The organism is Anaeromassilibacillus sp. D41t1_190614_C2, assembly GCF_015558525.1.
GTDB lineage: Bacteria > Bacillota > Clostridia > Oscillospirales > Acutalibacteraceae > Anaeromassilibacillus > Anaeromassilibacillus stercoravium.
In genome coordinates this window covers 545,487-564,605 of sequence record NZ_JADMOD010000001.1, presented here as the reverse complement: position 1 = coordinate 564,605, position 19,119 = coordinate 545,487, and the positions used below count along the sequence as shown (strand labels likewise).

Here is a 19,119-nt window from a genome sequence, read left to right as displayed (position 1 = left end):
ATATAGTCTCCCATTAAGGAGTAGAATGGAAAGGGGTTGCCCGGCATGTTGGAAAAAGTCAATCTAAAGGCTTCCATCACAAAAGAGGAATATAAAAAAGAAGCTTCCGCGCTCAAAGAAGAGCTCTCTTCCCTGCAACAGCTGGTGAAGCAGAACAAGCTTCCCGTCATCATTGTGTTCGAAGGGTGGGGTTCGGCTGGAAAGGGCAGCCAGATCGCCAACCTGATCCTGAACTTTGACCCGCGCGGCTCCAAAGTGTACTCCAACATTGCCCCCACGGAGCTGGAAAAGCGCGAACCGAACCTCTGGCGCTATTGGAAGATCATCCCCGGAGGCGGGGAAATCGCGGTGATGGACCGCAGCTGGTACCAGGAAATCTCCGTACTCCGCCTGGAGGACGAGGTGGACGATGTGACCAACCTGCGCCGCATGAACGATATCAACACCTTCGAGCGGCAGCTCGCGGACAACGGGTATCTGATTATCAAATTCTTCCTGCACATCAGCCAGAAGGAACAGCGGGAGCGCCTGGAAAACCTGGCGAATTCCAAAAATACAGAGTGGCGCGTCACCCAGCAGGATTGGAAGCGGAACAAACAGTACGACCGCTACTACCGCGCATTTGACGAGATGTTGGAATACACCAACACCACTTACGCCCCCTGGCATGTCATCGCCAGCACGGACCGCCTGCACGCGGAGCTGGAAATCTACCACACCGTCATCGACGGGATCAAAACCGCATTGGCGCTCAAGCAGCACCGCAAGGAACACCCCATTACCCCAACCAATATTATCCTTCCCGGCAACTTTACCTTTGTTCCCATGCCGAAGCTGAAGGACGTCTCCCTGGACAAGACCATCACCGATGAAAAATATAAAAAGCAGCTCAAAAAGCTCCAAGAGGAACTGAGCGAGCTGCACAACAAGATCTATCGGAAGCGCGTGCCCGTCGTCGTCTGCTACGAGGGCTGGGACGCCGCCGGCAAAGGCGGCAATATCCGCCGTGTGGCCGCCGCGCTCGACCCCCGCGGATACGAGGTCGTCCCGATTGCAGGCCCGACCGCGCCGGAGCTCGCCCACCATTATCTGTGGCGGTTCTGGACGCGCCTGCCAAAGGATGGGCATATCGCAATCTTCGACCGCACCTGGTATGGCCGTGTGATGGTGGAACGCATCGAGGGATTCTGCACCACGGAAGACTGGCAGCGCGCCTATCGGGAGATCAATGAATTCGAACGGCAGCTCTACGATTGGGGCGCTGTGGTTGTAAAGTTCTGGCTGCACATCGACCAGGACGAACAGTTGCGCCGCTTCAACGACCGCCAGAACACGCCCTCCAAGCAGTGGAAGATCACCGACGAGGACTGGCGTAACCGCGAAAAATGGGATCAATACGAAGAGGCGATCGACGATATGCTCCGCTATACGTCCACGGATTTTGCCCCGTGGCATATCATTGAGTCCCAGAACAAAAAATATGGCCGCATCAAGGCTTTGAAAATTCTGATCGATGCGATCAAAGACCGTTTATAAAGTGGGAACGTTCCCAGAAAGAATAGGCTTTCGCAGAGGAATGTCCCGTTTGGATAAGGATGGCAATAGGAAAAGGCCGGAATCCAGATTGGATTCCGGCCCTTTCCTTGTTTAAGAAATTCCGCCATAATCGCAGGTGTACGCAAAAGAATATCCATTACACCCTCTCGGGTATGGTTCTATCATAGCATTCTTTCGGTCCTCCATGCTGATTATGTCAAATCTTTTCACCGATTATTCTTGTTCCGCCGAGGCATTCCGAAAAGCCGGTTGAGCGAAGAGACCAGCAAAATGCCGAGCGCCAGCGCTCCCGCAATGCCCAGGGTGTGCAGGCCGGTCTCCAGGAACATCTGCGTATTCCCGGCGATGCAGTATTCCATCGTGTAGTAGATGCCGCCCCCTGGCACCATGGGCAACAGCGCGATGAGCAGATAGCCGGTGACCGGCACTTTGTGGATGCGCGCCATCACCTCAGAATAGATGGTGATCACTACCGTGGCGATAAAGAACTGCACAATGTCGTTCTGCAAGGGGCGGCAGAGCAGGTAGACAAACCAGCCGATCGCGCCGCCGAGGGAGGTAAAAAAGATCAGCTTCCCGCGCACATTGAACACCAGGCAAACCGCCATACAAGCGATAAAACTATAGAAGCAGGGCAAATACACGTCCATCCTCACACCCCCCAGATCAGGCGCGGCACCATCAGCGCAATACCGGCGCCGATGGCAATCGCCGTGGCTACAAGCAGCGACTCCACAAAGCGGATCAATCCCGCGATCAAATCGCCGCCCATGATGTCGCGCATAAAGCTGGTGATGACGATGCCGGGGACCAGGTTCATCAGGGCGCCGATGATGATTTTATCCAGATTCGCGCCGAACCCCATTTGGACCGCCAACATCGCGATCGTCGCCGCCACGCAGCTGGCGACAATATTGGTAAAGAAGGCGTTTGCCTGGAACCGCCCCATGAAGTGGTTGACCAGCTTGACCCCGGCGCCGCAAAACAGGGAACAAAACGCGTCCGGCAAGGTTCCTCCATAGAACAGGGTAAAGGAAAAGGCGACCATGGCAAACGCGGCAACCTGCGTCCAGAAATCGTAGACCGGCCGGCGGTTGATCTTCTCTACCTCCGCATGGATGCTCGAAATGTCCGGGCATGTGCGGCAGATCCGGCGGCAAAGGTCGTTCGCCTGGTCGACCTTATCCAAATCTGTCCCGCGCGTATAGAGGCGCTTGATCTTGGTGATGGATTTCCCCTCCGGCGTGGTGATGGTCACAAAGATGCAGGTGGGAATGGCGAAGACTTCGCCCGTCTCCACCCCGTAGGCGCGAAAAATGCGCTGCATGGAATCCTCCACGCGGTAGATTTCCGCGCCGTTGCGCAAAAGCAGATATCCCACGTCTGTTGCAGCGCTGATAAGGTCATCGTAGTTCATGTTCTCGCCCCCTGACCATGCGTTTGTTGCAGTATAGCACAAAACCGGTGCGGAAGAAAGGGGAAGGTGTTGCTTTGGCCGCTTTTTCGAGCGATTCTATTGATCTTTTTGGCATAGAAGATTATTCTATCCTTAGAATTCCATGCCGAACCCGTTAGGAGGATGTGCGATGAAAACAAAGTGGGTCCTCAGCTTTTATATCATCATTGGACTCTTTGCGGCCTATCTGGCCGCGATCCTTCCCAACTACAATTTTATAACGCTCTCCCGTTCCACTGGGGACGTCCGTGTCGAATACTTGCGCAACTACAATGGGGAAATGCCGCGCTTCTCTTCGGAGCTCGCCCATTTGTATACGGAAGAGGAAGCCTTTGAAATAAGCCACTCCCCGGCCTTCCAAGGGAAGATCCTCTCCATTCGAAACATCCGCGCCCTATTTCACGGAGAAAGTTCCCTCTTTGATACCTTTGCGATTGCAAACGTTCGCGTTGAAAAAGTCTTCTCCGGGGAGCTCTCCGCGGGGGATACCGTCCGCATACTGCTCCCCTGCCCCATCGCGCGGAACATCTGGGTGGAGCATATGGACATCGTCTCCCAATGCCGGACCGGCATGCGGGGAATTTTCCTCCCACAGGCGCTGGGCGATTCCGATTTTCGGGAAAAGGACGGAGCAGTCCTCTATTTTTCCGACCTGGCAGACTATGCGTTCCACGCCGGATATATGGATCTCTTTTTAGAGACGCGGGACGGGCTTGTGTTCAATCAAGAAATCTACACGTCCCTGTCCCCGGACGCTACACTGGAAGAAGCAGGGGAATATGTAGCTGGAAGGATTCAGTCCTATTCGATCATATAAAGAAAGAGAAGAGGCGTCAACGGCAGAGGGCTGTTGACGCCTCTTCTCTGTTTGAACAAGAATGCGTAAACTATGTTTACTTCGTAAACGCCTCTAAGTACGCGCGGAACGCCGACGGCAGGGCGTATTCCTGCTGCAACGTCTCCCGCCCGGCCCAGGTGAACCCCTCCGGGCGCTCCGTCAAATCGACCCAGTAGCCGGTCATATGCCATTCCACGTGGGAGAAGATATGTTTCGCCGCCGGCATCTCCCGAATCGACACCGGCTGTGCACCCCATTCCTGTAGGGTTTCCGCAGCGCCCTCCGGGTTCAGCTTCCCTTCCGCGGAAGGGAGTTCCCAGAGGCCCGCCAAAAGGCCGCTATCCGCCCGCTTGCGGATTGCGAGCTCGCCATCGCAGACCAGCAGGAACACCGTCCTCTCCTCGATGCGGCGCGCCTTCTTCTTGGCTTTGACGGGGAGTTCCCGCGCAATCCCTTGGCGGTACCCTTCACACAGGGCGTTCAGCGGGCAAACCAGGCATTTCGGTTCGCCGCCCGGCGCGCAGACGGTCGCGCCGAGCTCCATCATTGCCTGGTTGAAATCCCCCGGCCGGTCCTTCGGCAGGATCTCCGCCATACGCCGCTCCACGGCGCGCTTGACGGCCGGGTCCGCGATGTCCTCCCAACCTGCGGTCAAGCGCATCACCACGCGCAGCACATTGCCGTCCACCGCCGGGACGGGAATCCCATAGGCGATGGAGGCAACCGCCCCCGCTGTATAAGGGCCGATGCCGGGCAGCTTCAACAGCGCATCGTAGTCGGCCGGAAGCGTCCCGCCGTATTGTTCCACCATCACGCGCGCGGCCTTTTGCAGATTGCGCGCCCGGCTGTAATATCCCAGCCCCTCCCAGAGCTTCATCAGCTGCTGTTCCGGCGCGCTGGCGAGGGCAGGCACGTCCGGGAGTTCCGCCAGGAAGCGGGCAAAATACGGCTTCACTGCCTCCACGCGGGTCTGTTGCAGCATAATCTCAGAGACCCAGACGCGGTAAGGCGCCGGTTCCTCCCTCCACGGCAGGGAACGGGCGTTGCGTCCATACCATTCCAAAAGCGGTTCGACAATCGCCGCCAATGAATCCATACTCTTCACTTCCCTTCATATACCACGATTCCACCCCGGATCGTCGCCAATACGCGCAGGTCTCTGAGCTCCATCGGGTCCACCTGCAAAGGGTCCCGATCCAATAGCACGAAATCCGCCCGCTTGCCCGGCCGGATGGAGCCCTTTTCGTTCTCCTCAAAGTATTGGTACGCCGCATAAAGCGTTACTCCCTTCAACGCCTCCAGCGGCGAAACGCGCTGGGCCTCCCCCATGACATAGCCGCCCTTGCTGATGCGGTTGACCGCACACCAGAGCGTTTCCAACATATTGGGTAGAATCACCGGCGTATCCTGATGGAACGTATACACCACCCCGTTGCCGATGGCGGCGCGCACGGGGCTGATCGCCGTTGCACGCGCTTCCCCGAAGTTTTTCAGATGCACGTCCCCCCAGTAATACGTATGCGCGACAAAGAACGAAGCGATCATCCCGAGCTCTCCCATGCGCGCCAGTTGATCCGGGCGGACCAGCTGGGCATGGATCATCACCGGGCGGATGTCCTCCCCGGTCTTTTCCGCGGCATAGGCGTCGATCATTTGCTGCGCCGCGGCATCCCCATTGCAGTGCGCCAAAATTTGCATGTGGTCTTGCAGCGCTTGCCGCATATACGAACGCACTTCCTCGTCCGTGTGCACGGCGTAGCCGCGATACCCGTCGGACGCATCCGCATACGGCTGGCTCATCCAGGCGGTACGCCCCTGCGGGGAACCGTCCAGAAAGACTTTATAGCCGCCGATTTTCAAGCGGTTATGATACTGCTTGCAATACTGCGGGTGTTCCAAAGCGATCTTCCGGTTGTCCGGCAAATTCGGATAGGCAACTACATCCAATTTCAAGCGCTTCTGCCCGGCAAGGCCGTGCAGGAGCGTCCACTCCGCTTCCTTTGTAAATCCGTCCTGCGCGGTGGTAATCCCGTTTTGCAGGTAGATGTCCTGCGCCTGCTCCATCTGGCGCATCTGCTGCTCCAAAGGCGGCTGCGGGATGCGCGCGGTAAAGCTGGTGAACGCTGTTTCCTCCAAATAGCCGTTGGGTTCCTGGGTCCCTGCGCACCGGCCGATCACCCCGCCCTCTGGGTTGGGCGTCGATGCGGTGATCCCCAACGCTTGCAGGCCCATGCGGTTCACGACCCCCATATGGCCGGACGCATGCGTCACCACGACCGGGAAGGGGTACCGATCCAAAAGCGCGCGGTCCGGATGGCACTTTTCTTCTAAGTCGTTGTGGTCGTAGCCAAAGGCGGACACCCATTGCCCTTTGTCGGGTTTGGTTCTTGCGATAAATGCGTCCAGCCGCTCGGTGATCTCCCCGAAATTCTTGCAGCCGCTCAAGTTTACCAGGCCGAGCGTCTGGGCCAGCGCCGTGATATGGCTGTGCGGGTCGATGAACGCGGGCAGCAAAACCGCGCCCTGTAAATCCACCAGCCGCGTATCCGCGCGTTTCTGCGCAAAGAGCGCCTCCCGGCTGCCCACCTGACGGATAACCCCGTCCTCCACAAGCACAGCCTCTGCATAGAGCGGTTCTTCCATGGTCAGGATGGTACCGTTATAGTAAATCGCTGTATCCATTCTTTCCCTCACTTTCACTTGTTCTTTCAAGAGTAGCATGTTCCAATCAGCGGCGCAATATGAAGCCGTTCGATCTCTCTTTAAAATTTTCAATAAAATTAGCCGCGGCAACCAGCCGCGGCAACACATTCTCATCTGGATGGTTTTACTTTTTATCGTGCTCTTTCATTAACTCAATATACCGAAGAAGATGGGCACATTCCTTTTCACTCAGCGCATACGTTTCGTTGATTAGGCGGATATGATATGCCCCATTTGCAGGAGTATGGAACCGGTTGTATTTTAAGTTGCTGCCCAATAGGTCATCTACACTTGCATCCAAAAGATTTGCAATATTGAGAATCACATGGATGGAACAAATATCTTTTCCTGTTTCAATATTCGATAAATACTTTTCACTAATATCTATCTCTTCTGCCAGCTGTTGTTGGGTCATCTTGTGTTCTTTTCGCAATGCTTGAATGCGTTTGCCAACCACTTCCATGTCCATCAAACCACCCCTAAACACAGTATATAAGTGGAGTTTGATGAAAATAACCTCTTATATTCTGGATATTAGGTATACTATTTTCTGGAATTATGCTATAATAGGCTCTAATCATTGAGGGATAGGGGGTGACAAAATGAAAGATTGTGGAACGATACGTAAAATCGACGAATTGGGACGAATTGTCATCCCCGCTGATATGCGCAGAACATTCCATTGGCAAACGAGCGATTCCATCAAAATTTCGGTGAATCAGAGAAAGCAAACGATTACTTTAAAAAAAGTGACCTGTATTCTGCCAAAAGTGAAGATCAAAACATAAACAATGGGGCTGAGCCGGTTTCATCATCGGTTCAACCCCACTGTTGTACACATTTCCTGTTTTATAAATGTAACCTGCGTTTCAGCTCCTTGCGCATGTTGTCCCCCTCGAAGAGAATCAATGCGGCCAACGAAATGATGCTGCCCGCCACGCAGATCAGGGAGGGATAGACCACTTGGAGCATTCCCCGCACATAGAAGATCACCGGCACAATGGCAAACAGTGCAGAGATGGTGAAATACATGATAAAACTGCCCAGATTGAGCTTAAACACCCGTGCAGTAATCGCCAGCACCAGCATCGCCACCACGCAGGTGATCGGGATCACATAATCGATCGACCAGCCGTGCCATCCCGTCCAATAATCCCACAGGGTGGTCAAAACGCAGACGACCACCACCTGGTATAGGATGGATTTCGGGACGTTCCGCCGGTAGTGGAACGCCACCGCCAAGCTAATCCAGCCGCAGACCACCCCCGCCAGCACAAACAACGACCACCAGCCGTGCTCCGGGAGGATCAAGTTGATGACCCCGCAGATCACCACGGCGGCGACGGAAACCAAAATCAAGATGCGGAAAAACAGGCTGTGTTTATGCAGCGTGTCGGGGATGTTTGGGAAGATTGCGCCGCGCACATCCGGCTCACCGTTTTCCTGAAGGCCCCCTTGGCACAGCGGGCAGCGTGTGCCCGCCCCGGTCACCGTAACTTTACATTTGGCACAGTACTTCATTTCCGTTCCCCCTCTCCCGCCCCGAACGGCACATTGGACGTAATTTCCACCGGGATGCCCATCCCGGTGAGAAAACGGAAAAAGTTCTTCTGAATGTCCGTGCTGACAAACGGCGCCGTGAAGCTGGCGGTCAGTTGGTCCCCAAAGGAGCACATACAAACCTGCAGGCGGCTCGTGCTGACGAACACGTCGAACAGGCGGATGTATTCCCGCAATTCCGGCGGCATGTCGATCTTCCCCACATTGGAAATGGCCGCCGTCTCCTTGCTCGCGGAGAGGTCATAACCGATCCGCATCACGAAATCTTTGACGACCAGGGGCGCGATGCGGGCCACCGGATTGAAGTCGTACTGGACAAACTGGTTCAGCCGCCCCTCCATCTTCTCCTGGGTCAATTCGCTTTCAAAGGTATCGTGCAGGCTGGCGATCACATCTTCCAGCCGGTTCGAATTTTTTCGGAAATGGTAGCGCGCCTGGATGACGCTGAAAAAATTGCGGGCACTCCCAGAGGGGAAATAGCTGCGCAGGTTGACCGGCACCGCCAAAACGACCGGGCGCTTCTTGTGGCGCATCGCCATCTCCTTTTCGATGGAGCACATCAGCAGCGCCGCACAGAAAACGGTCATCGTCGCGCCGTATTCGTGCGCCTTTTGCAACACCGCCTTGACCGGCATCGCCCCTTCGATCACCGCGATACGGTGGTCCGGCAGGCTGGGCCCGCGCAATTTATACGCCTTCGGGGAGGCCTCATGCTGCTTGCGTTTGCGCGTGTAATATTTGCGGAAGCTGTCGTCCATCTTCTCTGTGGCGGACGCATCGTAGTCCAGCGCGGGCAGCGCGTCCGCAAAGCGGTCCGCGTGCCGGATTGTCAGATAGTGATAGACCAATACGCGCAAAAACTGCACCGCCCCGGTGCCATCCGTCAGCGCGTGGTAGACTTCAAAATTGATCCTGCGGCGGAAATACGTCACTTCAAAGAGCAGGCCACGGCTGCCCTTTTCATAGAGCGCGCTGCATGGGGGTCGGTACTCCTCCCGGACGATGGGCTGCTCGGTGCTGTCCTCCAGATAATACCAGAACATCCCCCGGCGCAGGCTGCACCGGTAGCCCGGGAACACCTCCAGCGCGCGTTCCAACGCCAATTGCAGCGTGGGCTGGTCCACGGGCTCGGTCAGCTCGCAGGAAAACCGGAACACCTTGGTGTCCGCCTTGGTGCTGGTACACGGAAAGATTTTCGCCGCGTTGTCCAGCCGCCTCCAATCCGCAGATTTTTTTGCTTTCACTCTTGCGGCACCTCGCTCAAAAAACGGTTGATGATTTCATAGCATTCTTTCACCTGCGGGAAGCTCGGCGGAAGGGAGAAGAACCCGTGCAGGCCGTCCGCAACGCGGTGCAGCTGCACCTGGTTGCCGAATTTCCGCAGTTTTCGTGCATACTCCTCCCCCTCGTCGCGCAATGGGTCGTACTCCGCCGTGATGACCAGCGTATCCGGCTGATCTGCCAGACTCTTGGCCAACAGCGGGGCAAAATATGGATTGTGCAGATCCTCGTCGCTGCTCTTATATAAGTCCATATAATCGCAGACGCGCTTGGAGGTCAATAAGTAATCCGTCCCGTTTTCCCGCACCGAATCAAAAAAGGAATGTTCCGTATGATCGTTGTAGGTTGCCGGATAGATTAAGATCTGCCGGCGCGGAAGGAATTCCCCCCGGTCGCGCGCCATCAGGGAGACAACCGCCGCAAGGTTGGCTCCTGCGCTATCCCCAATCAGGGTGATATTCTCCGCCGGGGTGTTCAAAAGGTTTGTGTGAAGAAAGATTTCCCGCGCAACCGCATAGCAGTCCTCGGGCGCCGCGGGAAATTTATATTCCGGCGCCAGCCGGTAGTCCACCGAGACGACCAGATGGTTGGTCAGGCGGGCCATGTTTGCGCACACCTTATCATAGGAATCGATGTTCCCCAAGACCCAGCCGCCGCCGTGGAAAAAGAGCAGGATCGCATGGCGCATCCTCCCCGGCGGGGAAAAGATGCGCACCGGGACCTCGTGATCCCCGCAGGAAACCTTGTGATCCCACGCTTTGTAAAAAGGCTTGAGGTAGTGGTAGTGCGCCACATTTTCCACTTGCCGCTCCCATTTGTAGTTGCGCTTGATATCAATATCCGGATAGGACAGCGCCTTCAGCGCCGCCATCACCAGCTTGTTGATCGCCATACATCAACCCCGCCGGCTTCCAAAGCGCGTCTGCCCCAAGGGTTGATCCACCGGGCGTTTGCGCGCAGGTTCGGCGCGCTGGATCACCGGATGCGGCGCTTTGGCGCGCCTTTGCTGGGCAGGTTTTGCCTGCATCCCGCGTCCTCCGGGGACCGGGTCGCGGTATTGGCGGGGCTTTTTGCCCCCTTCCGTCTTGCTCAGCAGGGTGGGACGCTGTTTGGGCAAAACATCCTGCAACGATGGGAATTCCGTGAGGGGCTCCATGCGCTTCCCGCCCGTCGGCTGTGGAAAGATGGAATTGCTCTTCTTCGGCGCAGCTGGCTGTACCTTGGGTGCGGAGGGCGCAGCAGCCGCTTTCTGCGCCGGCCTCTTGGAAGATTTCTTCGGCTTTGCCTCCTGGGGAGGCGCCGCCTTTTGTTTGCGCGGCTGGGTCTGCTGCGGGGCCGCCGGGCGCTGCCCGCGGTTCCGGCGCAGCTCCGATTTGGGCACCGGCGTAGTATTCTGCATCGGATACGGATGATCCGCCACTTCGGGGACCTGCTTGCCGATCAGCTTTTCAATGCGCTCGAAGTCCGCCTTCTCGTTGATATCGCAAAACGAAAACGCAATCCCGGACATCCCCGCGCGGCCCGTGCGCCCGATGCGGTGTACATAGGTCTCCGGCACCTCCGGGATGTCGTAGTTGATGACGTGCGAAAGCTCCTCGATGTCGATGCCGCGCGCAGCAATGTCCGTGGCGACCAGCACACGGGTCTTATGCTGCTTGAAATCGCCGAGGGCCTTCTGGCGCGCATTCTGGGACTTGTCGCCATGGATGGCGGCCGCCTGGATATTCGCTTTTTTCAGCTCGCGCACAACGCGGTCCGCTCCGTGCTTTGTGCGGGTAAACACCAGGGCGGATTCGATTTCGGGATTTTGCAAAAGGTGGATCAGCAGGCGGCGCTTGTTCTCTTTATCGACAAAGTACACGCTCTGTTCAATGGCCTCCACCGTGGTCGCCGGCGGCGTCACGCTGACTTTTGCCGGGTTGTGCAGGATGGTATCCGCCAGCTCTTCGATCTCCTGCGGCATGGTGGCCGAAAACAGGAGGGTCTGCCGCTTCTTCGGCAATTGTTCAATCACCTTTTTGACGTCGTGGATGAAGCCCATATCCAGCATGCGGTCCGCTTCATCCAGCACAAAGATCTGTACATCCTTCAATTTGATAAATCCCTGCCCAATCAGGTCGTTCAACCGGCCCGGCGTTGCCACCAGGACGTCGACGCCCTTTTTGAGCTGCTGCACCTGCGGGTTCTGCGGCACGCCGCCGAAGATCACGCAGGTCTTTAACGGAAGGAAGCGGCCATATGCCGCAAAGCTCTCCTGAATCTGGAGAGCCAGCTCCCGCGTGGGAGTGAGAACCAGGGCGCGGATCTTCTTGGGATGTACGCTGCCCTGTTCGGCAAGAAGCTGAAGGATTGGCACAGCGAAAGCCGCCGTCTTTCCCGTGCCCGTCTGGGCGCAGCCCAAAAGATCCTTCTTTTTCAAGACCGGAGGGATCGCCTGCTCCTGAATCGGAGTCGGGGCGGTATATGCCTCCTTTTTCAATGCGTTCAAGATGGATGGGATAATCCCCAATTGTTGAAATGTCATATCGGTTCCTTTACAATATATATTTTTCAGGGGAAAATGTGCGGTACACCATCCATTTGCATCTCTGTTTTTGGCGGACGTGCCTCCGGATTCCGTACGCAATTCAAAACTAGCCGCTTTTTCGATCTCCCATGCCGCTTGCCATGGCCCGGCAAGACACGAAACGATCTGCAAATGGACCGGTTTCGATGGATGCAATCCCTTCGCAATTCCCCTAGAACACGGGCGGCTGGCGGATTCTCTTCCATTTGTCCTTCCATTGAGAGCTCCCGCGCGGGGCAACCTTCTGTTTCCCCTACAGCATCCCCGCAGACCTGTCCTTTGTGATAACAGGCCTATACGCTTCTGTTATTATAACGCAGAACTGGAAATTATTCCACCCCTGCTTTCTCACCTGTATCCTTTTGTGGGAAAAATCGGCCCGGCTGTCTCCTCCTCGCAGGGGATTTGTGCTATAATAAAGCGCAAGCCGGCGTTACCGGGACGCCCCGCTGCCCTCAAAAGCGGCGGGCATGTTTCACGCCCGGCAAACAGTAGAAACCAAACAGGGCAATGCCCAGTTAATTTTATTAGAAATGGAGCGCATTATGAAACAGGAGCGTACCTATCCGCGGGTGGAAGTCACCCGCAAGGCAGAAAACAGCATTAAATCCGGCCACCCCTGGATTTACCACACCGAACTGGTGGAGGGCGAAGCCGGATGCAACGACGGCGCATTGGTGGACATCATCAGCCCGCGCGGGCGGTACTTGGGCACCGGCTTTTTCAACAGCCACTCCAAGATCCGGGTCCGGCTTCTTTCGACCAATGCAAACGACCGCTTTGACGAAGCCTTTTGGGAGCGCCGCCTGCGCTATGCCTGGGAATACCGCAAGACGGTGATGGGGGACGACCTCGCCTGCTGCCGGGTTATCTTTGGGGAGGCGGATTCCTTCCCCGGCCTGACGGTGGACCGGTTCAACGACATCCTGGTCACACAGACGCTCAGCCTGGGCGTGGAGCAGCGGAAATCCATGCTGTTCCCCCTGCTGGTCCGCATCCTCCGGGAGGACGGCCAAGACATCCGCGGCGTCTACGAGCGCAACGACGTCGCCATTCGTGAGCGGGAAGGCATGGAGCAAAACAAGGGCTTCTTTCCCTTGGACGGCGGTCCGGTCCCGGAAAGCACGCAGACCGAAATTGTGGAGAATGGCATCCGCTATCTGGTGGACTTTGAAAATGGGCAAAAGACCGGCTTCTTCCTGGATCAAAAATACAACCGGCAGGCGGTCGCCCGCCTGAGCAGGGGAAAGCGCGTGCTGGACTGCTTTACGCACACGGGCTCCTTTGGATTAAACGCGGCCAAGGGCGGCGCGGCGCATGTCCGCTGCGTGGATATTTCGGAATCCGCTGTGGACATGGCGCGGGAAAACGCCTGCCGGAACGGGCTCCTCGACCGGATGGACTTTGAGGCGGCAAATGTGTTTGACCTTCTCCCCTCTTTGCCCTGCGGCTCCAAAAGTGACTACGATTTTGTGATCCTGGACCCGCCTGCGTTTACCAAATCGCGCCAAACGGTGGACCACGCGATCCGCGGCTACAAGGAGATCAACCTCCGCGCGATGAAGCTCCTGCCGCGCGGGGGCTATCTGGCCACCTGCTCCTGCTCGCATTTCATGACGGACGCACTGTTCCGGGACATGCTGCGTAGCGCGGCCTTTGACGCGGGCGTTTCCCTGCGGCAAATCGAGGCCCGCCAGCAATCCCCCGACCATCCCATCCTCTGGAATGTACCCGAGACGGATTATTTGAAATTCTATCTGTTCCAGATTGTTTAACATACGGTTTGCCGCATCCTCTTCCATTTTTATGAAAATGAAGAGCACGGTAGCTTTCTATGGCTACCGTGCTCTTTTCTATATAGATCAGGAGGGCATGTGGGAAACCGTCCTTCTCAGGACAGGCGTTGGAATCTTCTTTATAACAAAAGCGGCGCCGCCAATGGAATTAGGAGGTTTGAGGGAAGATTCCAACGCCGCACAATTGCACATGCCCTAGCCCGGCAAACGCTATTCGCTGCGCAAGGCGTCGATCGGGTTCAGGTTTGCCGCCCGGCGCGCCGGCATATAACCAAAGATGATGCCGATCCCAGCCGAAACGCCAAAGGAAACCAAAATCGCACTGATCGAGGGGGTTGACTCGAACCCGATCAAATTGCCTGTGAGTGGCGTCAATATACATCCAATCACAATGCCGGCAATCCCGCCCAGGGAGCTGGTCACGCCCGCTTCAATGACGAACTGCTGCAAAATGGTACGGCGCTTCGCGCCAAGGGACTTGCGGATGCCAATTTCCCGCGTGCGTTCTGTGACGGATACCAGCATGATGTTCATGATCCCAATGCCGGCCACCAATAGGGAGATTGCGGCAATCCCCACCAACAGCATCGTCATCATATCGGTCATGGAGGTGACCATCTCCAACATTTCGGAGAGGCTGGTCACATTGTACAGGTCTTCGTTCATGAAAATCCCATAGAGATAGTCCTCCAAAACGCTTTTAGCCTGCTCCATGTAATCCGTGTTTTTCACGGTAAAGACATAGCTGGAAATATCCGCACTGAATGAAAGCTTCGTTGCGACCGAATACGGAAGATAGACGCAGTCATCCGACGATCCTTCTTCGGAATCGGCCTTCTCCTGTAAAACGCCGACCACAGTATAGGCTTCGCCATTGATTTTCAGCGTCTGATTCAACGCTGATTCCCCCGCAAAAAGTTCCTGTGCCACATAGGAACCGATCACGCAGACCTTTTGCCGCGACAAAATGTCCGAGTACTGGATAAAACGTCCCATGGAGAGCTCCAGCGCCTGGATATTCAGATAATCCTCCCCAACACCGGAAATCGAAGCGGTGGTGGAGCTCTCCGTACCATTTTTCAGCGTTCCCCCCACGGAAACGGTCGGGCTCATCGCAGCAAACAAGTCCTGTTGTTCCTCCAGGAATTCATACATGGTATCGACGTCCACGTTTCGGGTATCCGTATTGGTGACGGAAACGCTGACTTGGTCCGTCCCCAAATCGGAAAAGCTGTCCGAGATATAGTTCGTCATTCCCTGCATCAAGCTGACCAGGAGGATGACGGACGCCACACCGATGATGATGCCCAGCATGGTCAGGAAGGAGCGCATTTTGCTGCTTGCGATGCTCTTGAGCGCAAGCCTAAAGGATTGACTCATAGGCCTTCACGTCTCCGTCAAATATAATTTTTCCATCGCTGATCTTGACCACGCGCTCGGCCTCCACTGCAATGGAATTGTCGTGGGTGATAATAACTACGGTGTTCCCCTCCTCATGCAGCTGCTTGAGGAAGTCCAGGACCTCCCGGCCCGTTTTGGAATCCAATGCGCCGGTGGGTTCGTCCGCCAGAATCAGGGAAGGGTTTCCCACCAACGCCCGCGCGATGGACACACGCTGCTGCTGGCCGCCGGAAAGCTGCTGCGGCATATACCGCCACTTGTCGCGCAGCCCCACCCGTTCCAGCGATTCCAGCGAGCGCTCTGTGCGCTCCTTTTTTCCCACTCCCGCATAGATCAGGGGCAGCTCCACATTTTCCAGGAGGTTCTGCTTGGGGAGCAGGTTGTACTGCTGGAAGACAAACCCAATGGTCTTATTGCGGATCTCCGCAAGGCTATCGTCCTCCATTTCGCTCACGTCCTGGCCATTGAGGATATATTTTCCCTCGGTGGGCACATCGAGCGCGCCGATGATATTCATAATGGTGGATTTGCCGCTTCCGGACTTTCCCACGATGGAGACAAACTCGCCCCGGTAAATGTCGAGGGAAATCCCGTCGTTTGCGCGCACCTCCATATCGCCCATCTGATAGATCTTATAGATATTCTGGAGGGAAATGAGCGGCTGCGTACCGGTATGTGTCTGTGCCATCTTAGAATCCACCTCCCGGTCCGCCGCGGCCACCGCCGCCACCGCCAGGCATGCCGCCACCGCCGCCAGGCATTCCACCGCCACCGCTAGGCATTCCACCGCCGGGCATGCCGCCCATGCCCATCATGGTGGTGCTGTCGGTCGATGTGGTCGGGTCAATGTAGACGACGTCCCCTTCGGAGAGGCCGCTCTTAATCTCTACATAATCCTCGCTGATCAAGCCGGTCTCTACCTCTACGGAGCGGAACCCAGCCGGGACATTGCCCTGCGCCTCTGTAACGCTGTCGTCCTGCACATAGACGACATTGCCGCGCTGCAGCGCCTGCGCCGGGATCGCCAGCGCGTTCTCCGCCTCGTCGATGATGATCTCGCCGTTGACGTTCATACCGGGGAGCAGATCCCCCACTTCGTCCATCTGGACCGTCACGGGGTATTGGGTGACGCCGTTGCTCGAAGTGCTCTCCAGGCTGACGTTCGTCACCTGCCCGGTGAAGGTCTCCCCTTCAAACGCATCCACTGTGACTTCCACCTTCTGCCCGACCTCCACATCGAGGACGTCAAGCTCATCCACATACATGTCAAAGGTGAGCGCCGACATATCGTATATGATCGCCATCGCCGTGTTGCTGTCTCCTCCGCTGTTGAGCGTATCGCCGGCTTTTGTATTTTTGACAATCACTTGGCCGGAAATCGGCGCGGTGATCTCATAGTCCTCCAAACTATCCTGCGTATTCTCCAATTCGCTCTCAGCATCTTCTACGCTCTGTTCCGCCGTTTCCAGGGAATCCTGGACCGTTTGGAGCGCATCGTCCGCCGACTCCTGCGTATAGGTAAACAACGTTGCGCCCTCATGGACATAGCTTCCCTCTTCCACGGCCATCGACGCAATTTCCCCGCCGTGATCGGCGGTGACCGTCTCTTCCAGCTTTGCGGTGAACGTCCCGTCGCCGCTGCACGCCAAGCCGTTGACTGTGGCTGCCGCCGTGCTGGACGTGGAGATCCCGCCCGGGTTCCCCACTTCAATGGTCACCATCCGGACAACGCTGCCGCCGCTGAGCGTCTGCTCCATGGAGCTCACCGCCGTCACCGTACCGCTCACGGTTTCATAGGTTTCCAAAATCTGCACCTGGGCCGTATCGCCGGCGGAAATCTGGTTGGCATCCGTATTCAAAAACGGCACCTTGAGGACCATTGTCCGGTCATTATAGAGGTCAACCAGCTTGTCGCCACTGTTGACGGTGTCCCCTACTTCCACATAGACCGCCTGTACATAGCCTTCCTCCGGGGAGACATAATCAAGGGACTGGTAGTCCTCGGCCGCCTCATCGTAGTTTTCCTGCGCCTCCTGGTAACGCTCCTGCGCGCGTTCCAAGGAGGTCTGCGCGGACTCAATACGTTCGTCCACGTCCCCGGTGTCAATGCGGTACAAGACATCGCCCTTTTCCACCTGGTCGCCCTTTTCAAAATCCGCGCTGATGACCTCTCCGGAAACCAGGGAGGTGATGGTGTATGTATCCAAAGCGGCCAATGTGCCGGAGGAGGAAATCGACGACTGGATCGTCTGCCGCTCGACCGTGGCCGTCCGTGTTTCGGATTCCATCCCATTGGAGCCTTCGTTTCGATTGAGGATGTGGAACCCGGCAAAGGCCAGGGTTGCCACCAGCACCAAGGCAATGATAATTTTGACAAACTTTTTCCATTTGGGACGCTTTCTGCCGGTTTTATTTTTTCTGCGGAAGAAGGAACGCTTTGGCTGTAAATTCTCAAGTTCTGCTGTGTTGAACTTCACATCATCTGTATCAGTCATCGAGCAGGTACCCCTTCAATACAAAATTATAGCTGTCCGCATCGTCTGTGCTGGACTCATCGTCGTATACCACTGTGATCTCGTCGCCCACATGCACCTCGCCCAATGTGGAGAATGCATACTGCATCTCTTCGCTTTCGATGGTGTACTTCGTTCCATCCACATAGACGGCCACTGGGATCATCGAGCTGGAATTGTCATAGACAATGCCCGTCACTTCGCCGCTGTCGCGATGGTCCTGGTAAACCCAAACCGTGCGCGTTTTGCTGCTGTAGTAGACGACATCCCCCACATCTACGCTGTTGTAGTCGAGGTTATATCCCACTTCGCCGTCGATGATATACGTGGCGTTTTCTTCACTGAACGGCAGGATATCGCCGATGTCCTTGCTATCCGTTACTTCGATCGGACCATTTACATTGTTGTCGGATAATTTCAGATAGTTGATTTCGCCATCCGCATCCAGTTCGCAGTCAAAGATCTGTCCATACATGCTCCCGGATTTGTTGGTCGCCTTGAGCGTGTTATAGAGCAAGGATTTACAGTTGGACATGGTCAAATTGGATTTCATCGAGACCAACGCCAAGCCGTCGTCCAGTTCTTTCGAATAGTACATGGACATGCGCCCCTGCGTCTGATCCCCAGTAAAGTCCTCGTTGGTATATCCGAGCAACGCCAACACCCCATACACGGCCTCGCGCAGCTTGACCGGCTGGTCGGGTTTGAATGTGCCGTCCAGATAGCCGGTCATCCATCCCTGCTGGGTTGCAACATTGATTGCCGTAGCATACGTATGGCCCGCCGCAACATCGCTGAAGCGGCGATAGTTGACAGTTGTTCCCGCCTTCCCCTTAAAGGACGACGTATTCAATAAAAGCTGTGCGAATTGGCCGCGGGTCACTTCGACGTTGGAGCCCACCAACACGGAATCGGTGATCCCCAGATTGGACAGCACCTTTTCCGACGTATCCACGGACGCGGCGAAGCCCTGCGCCGGGATGGAGAGAGCAACCGTGCCCATCGCCAAAAGCACGGACATGGTCCGTTTCCATTTATGATTCATTACTATCACCTCATCAAAGAATTTACAGGTTAACTTCTGGCAAGCAAAAGGGTCCCTGCGATCCCCGCCGCCCAGACTGCCGCGCCCAAGAGGCCTGCTAAAATTGCCCACCGGTGCGTCCCCCAAAACGAGGGGAAGCGCGCTGTCCATTCTCTGCGCTGCAGAAATCCATTCATGGAAGATACACCCCTTTCTCTGTCATTGCACGGGACCGGTTTGATCCCCTGCCGTTTGTACGGTCTTTACTATAGGGACGAAACCTGAAATCAAGCTGAAAAAATTCCCACTTCACACAAGTTTAAGGGTGTCTTCACAATTTCGTCACAGGCGGCCAAGCCTGAATGTTTGGGCGCGCTGGGGCGGATGCTAAGCCGATTATCTCTGCTAGGAGCCCAACGGTTGC

The 19,119-nt window shown here is 56.0% G+C and carries 17 protein-coding genes; 4 read left to right on the top strand and 13 right to left on the bottom strand.

The window, feature by feature from the left end:
- Window positions 1-45: 45 nt before the first annotated feature.
- Entirely contained in the window at window positions 46-1,536 is a 1,491-nt protein-coding gene (gene pap, locus I2G69_RS02390) for a polyphosphate:AMP phosphotransferase (protein ID WP_195450546.1), read from the top strand.
- Window positions 1,537-1,763: 227 nt separating this feature from the next.
- Here pap and I2G69_RS02385 read toward each other — a convergent pair whose 3' ends face one another.
- The gene (locus tag I2G69_RS02385) at window positions 1,764-2,207 is read right to left on the bottom strand and encodes a threonine/serine exporter family protein (RefSeq protein WP_087234997.1); all 444 of its coding nucleotides are present in this window, start codon (window positions 2,205-2,207) and stop codon (window positions 1,764-1,766) included.
- Window positions 2,208-2,209: 2 nt separating this feature from the next.
- Window positions 2,210-2,974, bottom strand: coding sequence for a threonine/serine exporter family protein (locus tag I2G69_RS02380; RefSeq protein WP_195560144.1), 765 nt, complete (start codon window positions 2,972-2,974; stop codon window positions 2,210-2,212).
- Window positions 2,975-3,143: 169 nt separating this feature from the next.
- On the opposite strand from I2G69_RS02380, the gene I2G69_RS02375 reads away from it, so the two are divergent.
- Window positions 3,144-3,830, top strand: a complete 687-nt coding sequence (locus I2G69_RS02375; RefSeq protein WP_195560143.1) for a hypothetical protein — start codon at window positions 3,144-3,146, stop codon at window positions 3,828-3,830.
- Between the two features lie 76 nt (window positions 3,831-3,906).
- On the opposite strand, the gene mutY is transcribed toward I2G69_RS02375, so the two are convergent.
- The 3 genes from mutY to I2G69_RS02360 form a co-directional block, all read right to left on the bottom strand.
- Window positions 3,907-4,947, bottom strand: coding sequence for an A/G-specific adenine glycosylase (gene mutY / locus I2G69_RS02370; RefSeq protein WP_191395576.1), 1,041 nt, complete (start codon window positions 4,945-4,947; stop codon window positions 3,907-3,909).
- A gap of 5 nt (window positions 4,948-4,952) precedes the next feature.
- Entirely contained in the window at window positions 4,953-6,533 is a 1,581-nt protein-coding gene (locus I2G69_RS02365) for an amidohydrolase (protein ID WP_195560142.1), read from the bottom strand.
- 145 nt (window positions 6,534-6,678) lie between these two features.
- Window positions 6,679-7,023, bottom strand: coding sequence for a helix-turn-helix domain-containing protein (locus I2G69_RS02360; protein ID WP_191395574.1), 345 nt, complete (start codon window positions 7,021-7,023; stop codon window positions 6,679-6,681).
- Window positions 7,024-7,156: 133 nt separating this feature from the next.
- Between I2G69_RS02360 and I2G69_RS02355 the strand changes: the two genes are divergently transcribed.
- Entirely contained in the window at window positions 7,157-7,342 is a 186-nt protein-coding gene (locus I2G69_RS02355; protein WP_087234991.1) for an AbrB/MazE/SpoVT family DNA-binding domain-containing protein, read from the top strand.
- Window positions 7,343-7,403: 61 nt separating this feature from the next.
- Here the strand turns inward: I2G69_RS02355 and I2G69_RS02350 are convergent, their stop codons facing one another.
- Genes I2G69_RS02350 through I2G69_RS02335 form a run of 4 tightly spaced genes read right to left on the bottom strand, consistent with a single transcriptional unit; the run spans window position 7,404 to window position 11,919 of the window.
- Window positions 7,404-8,075, bottom strand: coding sequence for a DUF6320 domain-containing protein (locus I2G69_RS02350; RefSeq protein WP_087234990.1), 672 nt, complete (start codon window positions 8,073-8,075; stop codon window positions 7,404-7,406).
- Window positions 8,072-9,358, bottom strand: coding sequence for a hypothetical protein (locus tag I2G69_RS02345; RefSeq protein WP_195560141.1), 1,287 nt, complete (start codon window positions 9,356-9,358; stop codon window positions 8,072-8,074). Before I2G69_RS02345 ends, I2G69_RS02350 begins: the two co-directional genes overlap by 4 nt.
- Window positions 9,355-10,287, bottom strand: a complete 933-nt coding sequence (locus I2G69_RS02340) for an alpha/beta hydrolase (protein ID WP_087234988.1) — start codon at window positions 10,285-10,287, stop codon at window positions 9,355-9,357. The genes I2G69_RS02345 and I2G69_RS02340 overlap by 4 nt, the downstream gene beginning before the upstream one ends.
- 3 nt (window positions 10,288-10,290) lie before the next feature.
- Complete coding sequence (locus tag I2G69_RS02335) at window positions 10,291-11,919, bottom strand: DEAD/DEAH box helicase (RefSeq protein WP_191441339.1); 1,629 nt, start codon at window positions 11,917-11,919, stop codon at window positions 10,291-10,293.
- Window positions 11,920-12,506: 587 nt separating this feature from the next.
- On the opposite strand from I2G69_RS02335, the gene I2G69_RS02330 reads away from it, so the two are divergent.
- Window positions 12,507-13,736, top strand: a complete 1,230-nt coding sequence (locus I2G69_RS02330; RefSeq protein ID WP_195560140.1) for a class I SAM-dependent rRNA methyltransferase — start codon at window positions 12,507-12,509, stop codon at window positions 13,734-13,736.
- Between the two features lie 231 nt (window positions 13,737-13,967).
- Here I2G69_RS02330 and I2G69_RS02325 read toward each other — a convergent pair whose 3' ends face one another.
- From I2G69_RS02325 to I2G69_RS02310, 4 genes are read right to left on the bottom strand one after another with little or no spacing between them, the layout of a single operon-like run.
- A complete protein-coding gene (locus I2G69_RS02325; protein WP_087234987.1) occupies window positions 13,968-15,137 on the bottom strand; it encodes an ABC transporter permease in 1,170 nt (389 codons plus the stop codon).
- Window positions 15,121-15,846, bottom strand: a complete 726-nt coding sequence (locus I2G69_RS02320) for an ABC transporter ATP-binding protein (RefSeq protein ID WP_087235000.1) — start codon at window positions 15,844-15,846, stop codon at window positions 15,121-15,123. Before I2G69_RS02320 ends, I2G69_RS02325 begins: the two co-directional genes overlap by 17 nt.
- Window position 15,847: 1 nt before the next feature.
- A complete protein-coding gene (locus I2G69_RS02315) occupies window positions 15,848-17,653 on the bottom strand; it encodes an efflux RND transporter periplasmic adaptor subunit (protein WP_195560139.1) in 1,806 nt (601 codons plus the stop codon).
- Window positions 17,646-18,716, bottom strand: coding sequence for an S-layer homology domain-containing protein (locus I2G69_RS02310; RefSeq protein ID WP_191405215.1), 1,071 nt, complete (start codon window positions 18,714-18,716; stop codon window positions 17,646-17,648). The genes I2G69_RS02315 and I2G69_RS02310 overlap by 8 nt, the downstream gene beginning before the upstream one ends.
- Window positions 18,717-19,119: the final 403 nt, after the last annotated feature.